11 protein-coding genes are annotated in these 15,688 nt (G+C 64.5%); 8 read left to right on the forward strand and 3 right to left on the reverse strand.

All coding sequences use genetic code 11. The annotated features are described in order from the left end of the window. Nucleotides 1-15: 15 nt before the first annotated feature. The 3 genes from JST30_09425 (at nucleotide 16) to JST30_09435 (ending at nucleotide 4,164) form a co-directional block, all read left to right on the forward strand. Entirely contained in the window at nucleotides 16-1,710 is a 1,695-nt protein-coding gene (locus JST30_09425) for a type II/IV secretion system protein (GenBank protein ID MBS1714542.1), read from the forward strand. Then, nucleotides 1,707-2,639: an HDOD domain-containing protein gene (locus tag JST30_09430; protein ID MBS1714543.1), complete on the forward strand. Its 933-nt coding sequence runs from the start codon at nucleotides 1,707-1,709 to the stop codon at nucleotides 2,637-2,639. The genes JST30_09425 and JST30_09430 overlap by 4 nt, the downstream gene beginning before the upstream one ends. 325 nt (nucleotides 2,640-2,964) lie before the next feature. Then, entirely contained in the window at nucleotides 2,965-4,164 is a 1,200-nt protein-coding gene (locus tag JST30_09435) for a type IV pilus twitching motility protein PilT (GenBank protein MBS1714544.1), read from the forward strand. 2 nt (nucleotides 4,165-4,166) lie between these two features. On the opposite strand, the gene JST30_09440 is transcribed toward JST30_09435, so the two are convergent. After that, nucleotides 4,167-5,492: a hypothetical protein gene (locus tag JST30_09440; protein MBS1714545.1), complete on the reverse strand. Its 1,326-nt coding sequence runs from the start codon at nucleotides 5,490-5,492 to the stop codon at nucleotides 4,167-4,169. An 84-nt stretch (nucleotides 5,493-5,576) separates the two neighbouring features. On the opposite strand from JST30_09440, the gene JST30_09445 reads away from it, so the two are divergent. Then, entirely contained in the window at nucleotides 5,577-6,716 is a 1,140-nt protein-coding gene (locus JST30_09445) for a saccharopine dehydrogenase NADP-binding domain-containing protein (protein MBS1714546.1), read from the forward strand. A 66-nt stretch (nucleotides 6,717-6,782) separates the two neighbouring features. Here JST30_09445 and rplL read toward each other — a convergent pair whose 3' ends face one another. After that, the gene (gene rplL / locus JST30_09450) at nucleotides 6,783-7,172 is read right to left on the reverse strand and encodes a 50S ribosomal protein L7/L12 (protein ID MBS1714547.1); all 390 of its coding nucleotides are present in this window, start codon (nucleotides 7,170-7,172) and stop codon (nucleotides 6,783-6,785) included. 27 nt (nucleotides 7,173-7,199) lie between these two features. Further along, a complete protein-coding gene (gene rplJ / locus JST30_09455) occupies nucleotides 7,200-7,913 on the reverse strand; it encodes a 50S ribosomal protein L10 (GenBank protein ID MBS1714548.1) in 714 nt (237 codons plus the stop codon). Between the two features lie 302 nt (nucleotides 7,914-8,215). Between rplJ and JST30_09460 the strand changes: the two genes are divergently transcribed. From JST30_09460 to JST30_09475, 4 genes are read left to right on the forward strand one after another with little or no spacing between them, the layout of a single operon-like run. Then, entirely contained in the window at nucleotides 8,216-8,533 is a 318-nt protein-coding gene (locus JST30_09460; protein ID MBS1714549.1) for a hypothetical protein, read from the forward strand. Between the two features lie 34 nt (nucleotides 8,534-8,567). After that, nucleotides 8,568-10,205, forward strand: a complete 1,638-nt coding sequence (locus tag JST30_09465; protein MBS1714550.1) for an NAD(P)-binding protein — start codon at nucleotides 8,568-8,570, stop codon at nucleotides 10,203-10,205. A gap of 59 nt (nucleotides 10,206-10,264) precedes the next feature. Further along, on the forward strand, nucleotides 10,265-13,765 hold the full coding sequence (nifJ, locus tag JST30_09470) for a pyruvate:ferredoxin (flavodoxin) oxidoreductase (GenBank protein MBS1714551.1): 3,501 nt from the start codon (nucleotides 10,265-10,267) through the stop codon (nucleotides 13,763-13,765). A gap of 30 nt (nucleotides 13,766-13,795) precedes the next feature. Beyond that, nucleotides 13,796-15,688: a Xaa-Pro dipeptidyl-peptidase gene (locus JST30_09475; GenBank protein ID MBS1714552.1), complete on the forward strand. Its 1,893-nt coding sequence runs from the start codon at nucleotides 13,796-13,798 to the stop codon at nucleotides 15,686-15,688.

The raw sequence follows: 15,688 nt of genomic DNA on the forward strand, positions 1-15,688 counted from the left end.
GAACGATGAAGTGGGATGCTGACGGGCGACATTTTCGTCGAGGAAGGCTTGGTCACGGCCGACCAGCTTCAATCGGCCGTCACGCGCCAACTTGAACAGGGCGGTGGCGACCCGATCGCCAAGGTGCTTGTCGAGATGGGCCTCATCACGGAACGCGACCGTGTCCGGTGTCTGGGCAAGGTCTGGAGCATCCCGTTCTTCGACGTCCGTGATTTCCGCCCCAAAGACGAGATCCTGGACCTGCTGACGCCGGCTGCGTCCCGCAAGTTCAAATCCCTTCCCCTCGACGCTCAAGGCAACCGGCTCTTGGTCGCCATGGCGAACCCGCTGGACGTGTTCGTCATCGACGAGCTGCGGACGCTGACGGGCCGAGAGATCGAGCCTCTGATCGCCGTCGAAGAGGACGTCGTGAACGCGATCACCGCCCTTTACGGCGGCGGCGCGGTCAATGACGAGCTCCTGGGCGTGATGAAGGACTTCGGTCAAGAAGACACGACCGAAGACGACCGCGAGGCCATCGAGGCCAGCGAAGACGCCCCGATCATCCGGTTGGCCAACCTGATCGTCACGCAAGCGGTCATGGACAAGGCCAGCGACATCCACATCGAACCCCGAAAGGAGGAGATGGTCGTCCGGTACCGCATCGACGGCGTGATGAACGAGGTGATGCGGCTGCCGAAGAAGGTCATCGCCCCGCTCACCAGCCGCTTCAAGATCGTCTCGAACATGGACATCGCCGAGAAGCGCGCCCCTCAGGACAACCGCATTTCGGCGACGATCAACAACCGTGAGTTCGACTTCCGGGTTAGCACCCTGCCCGTCGTCAACGGTGAGAAGATCGTCATGCGCGTCCTCGACAAGGGCGGGATCAGTATCGGACTGGAGAAGCTCGGCTTCCTGTCGGAGAACCTGCGCCTTCTCAAGGACATGGCGGCGAGGAGCTTTGGCATCGTGCTCGTCACGGGGCCGACCGGCTCGGGTAAGTCCACGACGCTCTACTCGCTCTTGAACGAGACCAACGACGGCGAAAAGAACATCATCACGATCGAAGACCCGGTCGAGTACGAGCTTGACGGCATCAACCAGTGCAGCGTCAACGTCCGGGCCGGTATGACGTTTTCTGCGGGCCTTCGCGCGATGTTGCGCCAGGACCCGGACGTCATCATGGTCGGCGAAATGCGCGACAACGAGACGGCGACCATCGCGATGGAAGCCGCTCTGACCGGGCACCTCGTCCTCAGCACGCTCCACACCAACGACGCGCCTTCCGCCCCGACACGGTTGATCGACATGGAAGTCGAGCCGTTCCTCATCTCGTCGTCGATCGTCGGCGTCCTCGCCCAACGGCTCGTCCGTCAGATCTGTCCGAACTGTAAGACGGAGTACGAGGGCCGGGTCGAAGAGCTCGTCCGACTCGGACTTCCGGTACCGGAAGGACTGGCCGACACGGACGGAGGGGTCGTGAAACTGGCCAAGGGTCGGGGCTGCGACACGTGTAAGGGGACGGGCTACAAGGGTCGGAGCGGCATTCACGAGCTCCTCGTGATGAACGACGACATCCGCGACGAGATTTTGAAGCGGAACCCCTCCCACATTATCAGGAACATCGCGGTCGCAGCGGGCATGCGGACCCTACAGGTCGACGCCACCGCCAAGATCCTCATGGGACTGACGACCCCGGAAGAGGTCGTCCGGGTGATCTACTCATGACGCCCGATCCGTCGCCCAACAGCCGCCTGCCGGACAGGACCCGCCTTGACGTCGTCACGAACGAAGCGGGCGCCCCGGCCATACCGGTCGATCCCGTCGAGAAGATCCTGTCACGGGCGGGCGAGCTCAGCGTGTTGCCCCAGGTCGTCTGCCAGGTGACCGAGGCGGCGAGCAACAACGAGACGAGCGCCAAGACGCTCGAGTCGACGATCCAGGTCGATCCCGGCTTCTCGGCGAAACTGATCGCCCAAGCGAACTCGGCCTACTTTTCACTTCCGAACAAGGTCACGTCCATCCGGGAAGCGGTCTTGTTCCTCGGGCTTGACGAAATCCGGCGGATCGCGATGACCGTTGGAGTCTTCGACATGTTCGTCGGCAAGACGGACGAAGAGTCCCTCCGGCGGAGGGCTTGGTGGCGGCATTCGCTCGACACGGCCGTGTTCTGCCGTGCCGCGGCGGAATCGATCCCGATGGTCGGCGAGGCGGAAGCCTATACGTGCGGCCTGCTCCACTGGATCGGTAAGACGGTTTTGGACCGCTTCGACCCTGCCCTGTACTCGAAGGTCCAAAAAGTGGTCGACCAAGGCGCACCCGACGTCCTGGCAGAGCGTGCCGTCTTCCAGTGCGACCATATCGCCGTCGCCCTCGGTGCGGCGACCCGATGGGGGTTCCCCGAACTGCTGGTGGCCGGGCTCGACTATTTCACGCCCGCGCACGACCATAACCCGCAGAACAGCCTAAGGGCTTGTACGGCCTTGGGAACCCGGATCGTCCGGTTCGTCCGGTCCGGGCACCCTGCCGAAGATATTGGGATGGAATTGATCCCAGGATGGATATTGGACTCGCTCGGACTTTCCGAGAATATGGTCAAGACGGTCATTTGTACCGGGGCCGCCGCCGTGGACTCCACGCCCGGCCACGCCCTTTGACCAAGGAACGAGCATGTCGAACGATTTCAGTTGGGACAAGGTCCTCGGCGACGGCCAGGACAAGACCGAGTCGCCCGCCGAGCTGGACGAAATCCTGAGCGCGATCAAGGACGAGCCGGCCGAAGAGCCGCCTGCGGCCCCGACGGTCCCCACATACCCGCACCTGGAAGCCGTTTCCGGCGGGCCTCCCCTCGTCGAGCCGGAGAAAACCGTCGATCCGTACCTCGTGGCCCCGCTTCCCAAGGACATTATCGAGCCGGTCAAGACGAACCCGGCCTATGACGCCGACTACAAGCCCGACTATGTCAAGGAGCAAGAGGAGGCGATGGCGAGGAACGAGGTCAAGAGCGCGCCTAAAAGCGTCTCTGAGACCGAGAAGTTCGAAAAGAACACGAACTTCTTCGTCGGTGCCAACCTCCAAGCCCCCAAGGCCGTCGAGGCGACCGAAGACGCCCGTCCGATCAAGGACCTACACATCGACGAGGTGTTGCGGGAGGGCTTGGACCGTAAGGCGAGCGACGTCCACTTTACGGCCGGTCTGCCCCCGATGGCCCGTGTCGACGGCGAACTCGTCCCCTTGAACTTCGAGATCCTTAATCCCGAGCACACCAGGCGCCTCGTGACGGACATCATGACCGACGAGCAGATCCAGAAGTTCGAAAGCACGCACGAGCTCGACATGGCGTATACGGCGAAGGGCATGGCCCGCTTCCGTGTCAACGTCTATGTCCAGCGGCATGCGACCGCGGCCGCGCTCCGAATGATCCCGAACCGGATCCCGTCCTACGAAGACCTCCGCCTTCCTCCGATCATCCGCGACATCGCGAAGAGGTCGAGCGGTCTCATTTTGGTCACGGGTCCGACCGGCTCCGGTAAGTCGACCACGATCGCGGCGATGTTGGACGACATCAATAAGACGCGATCGGCCCACATCCTGACCATCGAGGACCCGATCGAGTACTTGCACAACCACCAGAAGTGCATGGTCAACCAGCGCGAGATGCACAGCGACACGTACTCGTTCCACAACGCGCTGCGCGCCGTCTTGCGCGAAGACCCGGACATCATCCTCGTCGGTGAGCTCCGCGACCTCGAGACGATCGAAGCCGCATTGACGCTGGCTGAAACGGGTCACTTGGTCTTCGGCACGTTGCACACCCGTAACGCGCCCAGCACCATCGACCGTGTGGTCGACGTCTTCCCTGCCGACCAGCAGGAACAGATCCGCGTCTTGCTCTCGAACACGCTCGAAGGCGTCATTTCGCAGCAACTGCTGCCGAAGCACGGCGGCGGCCGCGTCGCCGCACTCGAGATCATGATCGGCATCCCTGCGATCAAGAACCTCATCCGCGAGGCCAAGACGCACCAGATGTATTCGGTCATCGAGACGAACAAGCAGATCGGCATGCAAACGTTGGACAAGCACCTCGCCGACCTCTTCAAGATGGGCTACGTGTCCTATGAGGAATGTGCGATGAGGGCCGTCGACAAAGAGACGTTCACTCAGCTCGCCAAAGCCGCCTAAAGTCAGCGCAGACGCCGGAAGACTTCGTACGGCAGGGTCACCGACGCCAAATAGACCGGGTTCTGACGGTACGGCCCTCGAGGGTGGACGCACTCCCAAGGGCCGCCGTGCCCCCTGCCTTGACGATGGTCCTCTCGCCGCATGTGGGCCATGTAATCACCGATGAACCGCCGGGCGGCGGACCTGTCGGTCTGCGAGAGGGCCGAGGCGAACCATCCAGAGGGAGTGTGCCAATAGGCTCCGTTCTGGTAGCGGTCCAGGGGCACACCAGCCGTCCTTTCCCAAGCGCTGGTCTCTGAGAAGTCGCGGTCCGTAGGGACATGGCGGACGGCACCTTCGCACGTGACCGTGCCTTCGTGGAAGGCTGCGGCGAGGACACGGAGGGCCTTCGTGCGGGCCTCGCCCTTGAGGACGCCAAGGTCAAGGGCGAAGGCGGTCGCCCAGACATCGGGTTGACGGCCGACGCCTGTCGCGGCCAACAGCCAACCGGAAGCTTCTTGGAGCACCGGAGCCAGGTGGACTTTCAGCTCGGCCCTTGCCGCCGACCACCGCACGGCGTCCGCGCCTTGGCCGGTTTGTTCGGCCAGTTCGGACATTTCACCAAGGGCGCGGTACCGAAGTAAGGAGGGGAACGCCATGCTACCGGTCAGATAGACCGTGTCGCAGAAACCGAATCCGACCGCCCGCCGCACGGCATCGGTGACGACCAACCCGGTCTTGGGGTCGCACCTGGGCGTCTCCAAGGCCCGTGACAGTCGATCGTAGAGCCTGACTCCTTTGATGGTTCGGTCCAGGAACCGCAGGTCTCTCGAGGACCGGGCGGTGCAGGACGCGATATGGACGAACTCATAGTGATCGTCGACGGGTGGAACGACCCCGAAGGGCTCCCCGCCTTGGTCTGTACCCGCCGAATAGGTTCCGGGATAGAAGACGGACCCGCCCTCGAAGTTCACGTGATCGGGGACGGCCCACGGAGGCACGGTGGCTCCTTCGTGGAGGTTTCGCCGGCGGGTGCCGTTTTGCGATCCGGCGATCTGGACAAGGTGCGCCCGTACCGTGCCAGCAGGGATGAGGCCGCTTCCCGCCGCCATCGAAAAGTCGCGGATCCAAAGGGACGGATAGTCGCCTCCCGGGGTCACGGCATCGAATCCCATGGCCGACCGGGAGCGGTCCGTCGTCGCTGACCTGACGGTGTCCAAGGCGAGGCCTTTGAGGAACCGAAGGTCGTCAGGACGTACGATCGGCTCAAGGAGAGGGTTGCGGGGCCAAGCGGCGACCCCAAGAGCGGCACCTGCGGTTCCGGCCAGGAACCGCCTCCTTGACGTCATGGGGGCAACTTACCTTGGGGAGGGCCCTCGTACGGCCCGGGCCGCTGGCCGAGACGTAACGGTCATGGACGTAAACTCGGCCCGATGAAAGTCGCGGTGATCGGCGCGGGCCGACAGGGGCCGGCGGCGGCGTACGACCTGGCCGTTCACGGCGATTACGGTCGGATCGTCCTGGCCGACTACGACAAGGACGTCGCCAAGGACGCGGCGGCACGGATCAACGCGGTGCTGGACCGGAAGGCGGTGGTCGCCGCAGAAGCGGACGCGAGTGACCACGAAGGCATGAAGGAATTCCTGTACGGTTTCGACCTTGCCGTCGCTGCCGCGCCCTACCGCTTGAACCCGGTCGTCGCCCATGCGGGGATCGACGTGTCGTGCAGCGTGGTCGACATGGGGGTGGACACCGACGACGCCCTCTTGATCCACGAGCGCGACGACGAGGCCAGGGCCAAGAACGTCCGGATCGTCACCGACTGCGGGATCGCTCCGGGAACGGTCAACGTCATGGCCTCGGCCCTTCTGGGCCGATCGCCCGCCTCGGACACGGTCCGCCTGTACTGCGGCGGTCTTCCAGAGTCAGCCACGGCTCCCTTCTGGCACAAGGTGGGGTTCAGCGTCGACAGCCTTCTCGGCGAGTACGTGGACGACGTCGACTCGTTGAGGGGCGGCGAGATCGTCCGTTCCCACCCTTTGGAGGACGTCGAGCTCCTGGAGTTTCCCGGATTCGGTCGTCTGGAGGCGGCGACGACTTCAGGCGGGACTGGGACGGCCCCCTACCGCCTGAGGGGGCGCCTGCGCGAATATGAGTACAAGACGCTCCGGTATCCCGGACATTGGGAGGCGATGCGGTTCATGAGGGACGCGGGGCTGTGGTCCGAAGAAACCTTGTCCGACGGCTCGGTCCCCCGGCGCGTGTCCTTGGCCGTCATGGAGCGACACATGGTCGACCCGGTCGCCAGGGACGTGGTCGTCACCCGTGTCGTCGCCTATGGCCCAGACGGCGCCCGGACGGGACTCGACCTTGTCGACCGGGCCGATCCGGTCACGGGCTTTTCAGCGATGCAGCGGACGACGGGCTTTTCGACCGCGGTGGTCGCCCACGACGTGTTGTCGGGACGCGTCGGCCCGGGTTGCAGAGCGTGCGAGGAGGCGGTCGACGCAGAGGACTATCTGAAAGCGCTCTCCGTTCGAGGCGTCACGACCGTACCGACGGCTTTCTCCTAGACCGGCCGACAACGACGCGGGCCACCCCGTCCAGGGTGGCCCGCGAACGTTCGGACGGCGAGGTCGTTACTTGAGTTCGACCTTTCCGCCGGCTTCCTCGAGCTTCTTCTTGAGGTCGTCGGCTTCGGCCTTGCCGATGTTCTCTTTGACGGGCTGCGGGGCGCCGTCGACGAGGTCCTTGGCTTCCTTGAGGCCCAGGCCGGTGACTTCGCGGACGACCTTGATGACGCCCAGCTTGTTGTCTCCTGCGGCGGCGAGGACGACCGTGAACTCGGTCTTCTCTTCGGCGGCAGCGGCTTCTCCGCCACCTCCGCCCATCATCATGGGCATGCCCATCATGGGGGCGGCGGCGGTGACGCCGAACTTGTCTTCGAGGGCCGTCTTGAGCTCGCTGAGCTCGATGGCGGTCAGACCGGCGATCTGGTCGACGATCTTGTCGATGGTTGCGTTAGCCATTTCGTGTTGCTCCTAACTGTGGCGGGCTTAGGCTTCAGCCTCGCCCTCGGCGGCGGGCTCGCTGGGAGCGTCCGCCTCCATGGTCGGGGCCTCGGCAGGAGCCTCGGCGGGTGTTTCAGATCCTTCGGCCGCAGCCTCTGGGGCTGCGGAGGCGGTTTCGGTTTCCGTTGTTTCGGCTTCACCGGCAGGTGCGGACGCCTCTTCTTTGGCGGGGGCGGCGGAGCCGTCTCCCAGTTTGTCCACGACGGCATAGACCGTGCGGATCGGCTGGGCATAGATGGCTTCGATCGTCCCGACCAGGCTGGACAACGGGGCCGCGACGGCTCCGATGACCTGGGCGATCAACACTTCCCTCGGCGGCAGCTTGGCCAGCGCGTCGACTTGTTTGTCGTCGTACACCGCACCGCTGATGTAGCCTCCCTTGATGACGAGGGCCTTGTTCGTCTTTGCAAAGTCCGCAAGGACCTTGGCGCATTCGGCCTCGTTCTCGTAGATGAAGGCGATCCCGGTGGGTCCGCTGGTCATGGCTTCGGGCATGTTCCCGGCGTCGTCGCCGGCGGCGATCTTGAACAGCGTGTTCTTCACGACGCTGAATTCGCCTCCCTTGGCCTTGAGCTGTTTTCGAAGGTCCTGAAGCTGGTGCACCTTAAGACCGCGGTACTCGGCGAAGAGCACCCCTGCGGCCTTGTCGTACTTTTGCTTCGTCTGCTCGATGACGTTAGCCTTTTGGGCTGTCGGCATAGTTCCTCCTGTCCCGTCGCCCTAAGGAAACGGGATCGGGCCCCCGTCCGATGTCGTGGAAGCGGGAGCCCGATCGTCCGGCGGGCCGGAATCCGGCCGCCTGAAAACCTGTTCTCGACGCCACCCTCGGCCGGTGCGCATTAAGGCCCTGTTCGGGCCGCCGGCTGTCTTCGGAGAGCGCAGGAATTATGGCACGGTCCCGTCGACGGTGTCGGGCCTCCTTTCCGTGTCCCCGAAAAGGACGGCTCGCGCCCGGTCCCCTTCGAGGCTCCGTGGGCTCGAGCCACGCTTATACTCGGATCATGAAGTCCGACGTCCTCTCTCTGGAGCGGCCGAAGCTCGATCTCGTCGGCTGTCTCGTCGAAGTCCAATGGTCTCCGTCCCACGCCTTCGCGAAGAAGCCTTGCGACCGTTGCGTCTATTCCGTCCGCGGACTCGAGTCCGACATGGTCTGTCTCGAGCTCGTGTACGACGCTCAAGACGGCGGCCATAGGACGGACGCCGTGTTCTGGGTCAACGTCCTGGCCGTGAGCCATCTCCGGGTGCTGACCGACAAGGAAGCCCGGACCAGGATCGAGTACTTCGAAAGAGAGTTCGAGTCGGACTGCCCGCGCGACTGACCGGCGTCGACGTCGCGTGGCGGCAAGGTTGCCGATGACGCCAAAAACACGAGACCTGACCGTTCCGCCCGATCTGACCCAAGACCGGGCGGCGGGGCCCGTCCGAGTCCGACGGCCCGAATACCGCGACCTGTTGCCACCGTGCAACGAAGCCTGCCCGGCCGGCGAGAACATCCAAGCGTGGCTCGCCAAGGTGGTCGACGGCGACGATCGCGGGGCTTGGGAGGCGCTCGTCGAGAACAACCCGCTGCCCGCCGTCCATGGACGCGTCTGCTATCACCCTTGCGAAACGGCGTGCAACCGGGGCCGGCTCGAGAGCCCCGTCAGCATCCACGCCGTGGAGCGGTATCTGGGGGACCTCGCGATCGCCGAAGGTTGGGCGTTCCCCATACCGACCGTCTCGACAGGAAAACGGGCCCTGGTCGTCGGTGCGGGTCCAGCCGGACTGTCGTGCGCCTATCATCTGGCCCGGGCCGGGCATACGGTCGAGATCTACGAGGCTGGCCCCATGGCGGGCGGCATGATGCACTTCGGCATTCCGGCGTACCGGCTGCCCCGGAACGTCCTGGACGCCGAAGTCCAGCGGATCTTGGACATGGGCGTCACGCTCCGGTTGAACCGGAAAGTCGACGACCTCAAGTCGGAACTGGACGGAGGGAGGTTCGACGCCGCCTTCCTTGCGGTCGGGGCCGGTCTCGGTAAGAAGACCGACATCCCGTCCCGCGACGCCGGCAAGATCCTCGACGCCGTGTCCTTCCTCCGCGACGTGGAGTCGAGCGATCCGCCCCGGTTGGGGCGGAGGGTCGCGGTCTACGGCGGTGGGAACACGGCGATGGACGCGGCCAGGGTCGCCAAGCGTCTTGGTGCGGAACCTTTGATCATCTACCGCCGCGACCGGGAGCACATGCCCGCCCACGACTTCGAGGCGGCGGAAGCCCTCGAAGAAGGCGTCGCGATCCACTGGCTTCGGACGATCAAGTCGGTCGAGTCCGGTCGGATCGAAGTCGAAGTCATGGAGCTCGACGCCGACGGACGGCCCCGGCCGACAGGCGTCGTCGAAGTCCTGGAGGCCGACGACCTGATCCTCGCGCTCGGACAAGAGACCGATACGTCGTTCCTCAGGACGCTCGAAGGCGTCCGGTTCCAGGCCGACGGCGTCGTCGACGTGGACGCGACGATGATGACGGGACACCCTGGGGTGTTCGCGGGCGGAGACATGGCCCCTTCCGAACGTACGGTCACCGTCGCGGTCGGGCACGGGAAGAAGGCGGCCCGTAGCATGGACGCTTACCTGTCCGGTCGGGCCCTGCCCTCTTCGGCGTCGAAGGACGTCGCCCGACTCGAGCGGTTGAGGCTGTGGTTCTTCGCCGATGCGGCGGCCCGGATCCAAAGCCAGACCCCGCTCGCCGACCGGACGTCGAGTTTCGAAGAAGTGGTCCACGGTCTGACGGCGAAAGACGCCCTGTTCGAGGCCCGGCGCTGCTTCTCTTGCGGCAACTGCTTCGAATGTGACGGTTGCTACGGGGCGTGCCCCGAAGACGCGATCCTCAAGCTCGGCTCAGGTCGACGCTATGACGTCGACCTGAGCCGTTGCACCGGATGCGGGACCTGTTACGACCAGTGTCCCGTCCATGCGATCTCCCTGATCCCAGAAGGAACCCAAGCATCATGACGAGCGGAACGCTCCTGCCGGGCGCGGAAACGGCCGGACTCCTCCCTGAAAGCGCAACGATGGACGGTAACGAAGCCGTCGCCACCGTCGCTTATCGATTGAACGAAGTCTGCGCGATCTATCCGATCACGCCGTCGTCAGCCATGGCGGAGTGGGCCGACCAGTGGGCGAGCGAGGGCCGCACGAACCTCTGGGGTCAAGTGCCGGACGTCATCGAGATGCAGAGCGAAGGCGGTGCCGCAGGGGCGGTTCACGGGGCTCTCCAAGCCGGAGCGCTGACGACCACGTTCACGGCTTCTCAGGGCCTTCTCCTCATGATCCCGAACATGTTCAAGATCGCGGGTGAACTCACGCCGACGGTCTTCCATGTCGCGGCCAGGTCCCTCGCGACGAACACCCTCTCGATCTTCGGCGATCATCAGGACGTGATGGCCGTCCGACAGACGGGGTTCGCCCTGCTCGCGTCCTCCACGGTCCAGGAGGCTCACGACATGACGGTCGTGGCCCAAGCGTCGACCTTGGCGAGCCGGGTCCCGTTCCTCCACTTCTTTGACGGGTTCCGCACGTCCCACGAGGTCAACAAGCTCGAATTGCTCTCGGACGGGCAGTTGCGAACGCTCATCGACGACGAGACCATCTTTGAGCACCGGCGAAGGGGGCTGAACCCGGACCGCCCGTCGGTCCGAGGGACGGCGAGCAACCCGGACACCTACTTCCAATCGCGAGAGGCGGGCAATCCCTTTTACGACGCGTGCCCGGACGTGGTCGCCGGCGCCCTTGAGGCGTTCGGAGAGGCGACGGGCCGAAGGTACTCGTTGTTCGAATACCATGGCGCTCGCGACGCCGACAGGGTCGTCGTTGTCATGGGTTCAGGCGCCGGGACCGTGCGCGAAGCCGTCGACCGGCTCAACGGTTCCGGCCATCGGGTCGGAGTCGTCAAAGTGCGCCTCTACCGTCCGTTCGACGCCCGACGGTTCTGCGAGGCCCTACCTGAATCCGTCCGCTCCGTCGCCGTCCTTGACCGGACCAAGGAACCCGGCAGCCTGGGAGAACCGCTCTTCTCAGACGTCGCGCTCGCCTTAAGCCAATCCGACAGGGCTCCGATCAAGGTCTTCGGAGGGCGGTACGGACTTTCGTCCAAAGAATTCACGCCGGCCATGGCCGCGGCCGTCTTCGGACACTTGGCTTCCGATTCCCCCATGCGTCGGTTCACGGTCGGGATCACGGACGACGTCACGGGCCTAAGCCTCGACGTCGACGAGTCGTTCGGCGCCGAACCCGACGACGTGTTCCGGGCCGTGTTCTACGGTCTGGGTTCGGACGGGACCGTCGGTGCGAACAAGAACACGATCAAGATCATCGGTGAAGAGCCGGGCGTCTACGCGCAAGGCTATTTCGTCTACGACTCGAAGAAGTCAGGATCGACGACCGTCTCCCACGTCCGGTTCGGGCCGCGACCGATCGACTCGCCGTACTTGATCCGGGAAGCCCGGTTCGTCGGGTGTCACCAGTTCGGATTCATCGACCGGATCGACGTGCTGAAGCTTGCCGCGCCAGGTGCGACGTTCCTGTTGAACAGTCCGTATGGCGCCGGCGAAGTTTGGGACAAGCTGCCGCGCACCGTCCAAGAGCAGATCCTCTCGAAGCGCCTCAAGTTCTATGTGATCGACGCGAACCGCGTCGCCCGAGAGACCGATATGGCGGGCCGGACCAACACGATCATGCAGACGTGCTTCTTCGGCATTTCAGGGGTCTTACCGCGCGACCGTGCCATCGAGAAGATCAAGTCGGCGATCCGCAAGACGTACTCCCGTAAGGGAGAGGACGTCGTCCGCAAGAACTGGGAGGCGGTCGACGCGACGTTGGACCGTCTGGAAGAAGTCCTCGTTCCTGACGTGGCGACAAGCCAGATCCCGATGCGGCCGGCGGTCGCACCCGGCGCCACGCCGTTCGCGGAACGGTTCGTCGCCCGCTTGCTTTCAGGGGAAGGCGACCTCTTGCCCGTCAGCGCCGTGCCCGTCGACGGCGCCTATCCGAGCGCGACGTCGCGCTGGGAGAAACGGAACATCGCCGACTCGATACCGGTCTGGGACGCAGAGGCGTGCGTCCAGTGTGGGTCGTGCAGCTTTGTTTGCCCCCATGCCGCGATCCGGGCCCGGCTCGTGCACGAGTCCCTTCTGGACGGTGCGCCGGAGGGGTTCCGTTCGGCTCCGATCGACGCCCGTGGTTTCCCAGAGACCCGGTACGTCCTTCAGGTCTACGGAGAGGACTGCACAGGCTGCGGTTTGTGCGTCCAGACCTGTCCCGTCAAGCGCGACGGCGACCGGCGTGCGATCAACATGGCCCCGCACGACGAAGGCCTCGACCTCTCTCGCCCGTTCGTCCCCTTCTTCGAGACCCTACCCGTGAACGACCGGGCCTCCGTCGACTTTTCGACGGTGCGGGGCGCCCAGTTCCTTGAACCGACCTTTGAGTTCTCCGGCGCGTGCGCCGGGTGCGGAGAGACGCCGTATCTGAAGCTCTTGTCGCAGTTGTTCGGCGACCGAATGATCGTCGCGAACGCGACGGGATGCTCGTCGATCTACGGCGGCAACCTGCCGACGACGCCTTGGGCCACGGACCACGACGGTCGGGGGCCGGCATGGGCGAACTCGCTCTTCGAAGACAATGCAGAGTTCGGATTGGGCATGCGCCTTGCGGCCGACAGGCACTTGGCGGAGGCCCGGTCGCTCTTGGTCGAACTGAAGGACCAGTTGGGCGAAACGCTGGTCCGCGACCTGATCGAGGAGCCGCAAGTCCTCGAGAGCGACATCCGTCGGCAACGGTCGCGCGTCACCGAACTCTATGAGAAGCTCGGTCAGACCGACTCACCGTCTGCGAGACGATTGAGGGCCGTGGCCGACCACCTGACACGCCGGAGCGTCTGGATCGTCGGCGGGGACGGATGGGCTTACGACATCGGCTCGGCGGGGCTCGACCACGTCTTGGCGTCGGGGCGCGACGTGAACATCCTCGTGATGGACACGGAGGTCTATTCGAACACGGGCGGACAGGCCTCAAAGGCGACGCCTCTGGCGGCGGTCGCGAAGTTCGCGAACAGTGGCAAGCCCGTGGCGAAGAAGGACATCGCCTTGCAGGCCGTCGCTTACGGGAACGTTTACGTCGCCCGGATCGCGATGGGGGCGAACCCGCAGCAGACGCTCCAGGCTCTGCGAGAGGCGGACGCCTACCCAGGGACGTCGCTCGTCATCGCGTACTGCCATTGCATCGCGCACGGCATCGACATGGAGCAGGGGCTGTCACAGCAGCACTTGGCGGTCCAGTCCGGCTATTGGCCGTTGATGCGCTACAACCCCGTACTCCGGGATCAAGGTCACGCTCCGTTCTTGCTCGATTCGGCGCGGGCCTCAAAACCGTTCACAGAGTATGCGGACAACGAGCTCCGTTATCGCGCTTTGAGGCAGACCAATCCAGAGAACGCCGACAGGCTCATGGCGATGGCGGAAGAGGCGATCCGAAAGCGCTGGGCCCTTTACGAACAGATGGCGGCCATCCATTGACGGCCGCCGATCCTTCATAATCCGGCGACGATGACGTCGGAACGCCGTGCTCGACGGGTCTCTCGGATCTGCGGGATCCTCGCGTCGACCCTCTTCGGACTTGCCGTCCACGCCCAGACCGGGGGGACGAAGCCCGTTTTCCTGGACGGTCAGGCTCAAAAGGTGCCGGAGTTCTCCGAGTCCAAAGACTGGATCCGTGAAACCCTATGGGTGGAGACGCCGTTCGATTCCGATGCGGACGGGAAGAAGGACCGCGTCCACGTGGACGTGACGCGCCAACGGCAGACGCAGACCGAGGGTCTAAAGGTGCCCGTCGTTTACGAGTCCTCCCCGTACTTCGCGGGTACGGCGGACGGAGGCTCGATCCTCTGGGACGTCAGGCAAGAACTCGGCTCCGAGCCTCCCGCCAGGACGAAGCACCCGAACATCCCGTACGCTCCGGACCGGAAGAACGTCTCGAACTCTCTCGTCGCGACCTGGGTGCCGAGAGGGTTCGCGGTCGTCCACTCCGAAGCTCCAGGTACCGGACTCTCCGACGGCAGTCCGACCGTGGGCGGGCCTCCCGAACGTCTCGCCCCGAAGGCGGTCATCGACTGGTTGAACGGTCGGGCCAAGGGGTATTCGGCCCGAACAGGCGGATCGGAAATCAAAGCGGATTGGTGCACGGGGAAGGTCGGCATGATCGGGACGTCGTACAACGGAACGATCCCGGTCGCGGCCGCCACGACCGGCGTCAAGGGTCTGGAGGCGATCGTTCCGGTCGCTCCGAACACCTCGTACTACCACTACTACCGGTCGAACGGACTCGTCCGACATCCTGGCGGTTGGCTCGGCGAGGACATCGACTCGCTGTACGACTTCATCAATAGCGGAGATCCCCAGAACCGGGACCGTAGCAACGCGCTCTACCGGGACGGTGAGTTCGTCAAGGGCCGCGACCGTGCGACGGGGGACTACAACGCTTTCTGGGCCGAACGAGACCTGCTCCCCTATGTGAAGAACATCAAATGCGCGGTTCTCATGGCGCACGCGTTCAACGATTGGAACGTCGTCCCGGAGCACAGTGTACGGATCAGTCGTGCCATCAAGGGCAAGGTGCCGCTCGTGCAGTACTTCCATCAGGGCGGTCACGGAGGAGACCCGCCGTTCGAGCTGACCAACAAGTGGTTCACTCGGTTCCTCTACGGGGTGAAGAACGGGGTCGAAGACGGGCCGAAGGCGTACATCGTCCGAGAACGGGCACCAGGTTCCCCTCGCGGAACGGCGGCCGAACTAGCGACCTATGCGGACTATCCGAACCCGGCCGCCGCGCCGGTGCCGTTTTACCTCGCCGCAGGCGGTCGCACGTCCGGCGCCCTCGTGCTGAAGAAGCAGGATTCGAACACGGTCGAGGAACTCGTCGACGACGTCGCGTTCGATGCCCCGTCCTTGGCCAAAGCCGCCGATTCGCCGAACCGGTTGCTGTACGTGACGCCCGAACTTAAAACTCCCGTGCACCTTTCGGGAACGGCGACGGTCACCGTCCGGCTCGCCTCGAGCGCCCCGGCCGCCAACCTGTCCGTCTACCTCGTCCAACTCCCTTGGACGGAAGGACCGATCGGCACGTCGAACCTGATCACGCGCGGCTGGGCCGACCCGCAGAACGCATCGTCGCTCAAGAAGGGTGGCGACTATCACTCGAAGGAACGTGGCGTCCCGCTCAAACCGGGTTCGTTCGTCACGTTGACGTTCGACCTGCAACCGGACGATCAGATCGTCCCGGCGGGCAAGCGAATCGGCCTCATGGTGCTGTCGAGCGACCATGACTTCACTCTTTGGCCCAAGGCGGGGACGAGGCTTTCGGTCGACTTGCAGGCGACGTCGGTCACTCTGCCGATCGTCGGGGGACGGAGCGGGTACGAACGCGCCCTCGAGGGCCGGTAA

This window comes from Armatimonadota bacterium, assembly GCA_018268395.1.
Classification (GTDB): Bacteria; Armatimonadota; Fimbriimonadia; order Fimbriimonadales; family Fimbriimonadaceae; genus JAEURO01.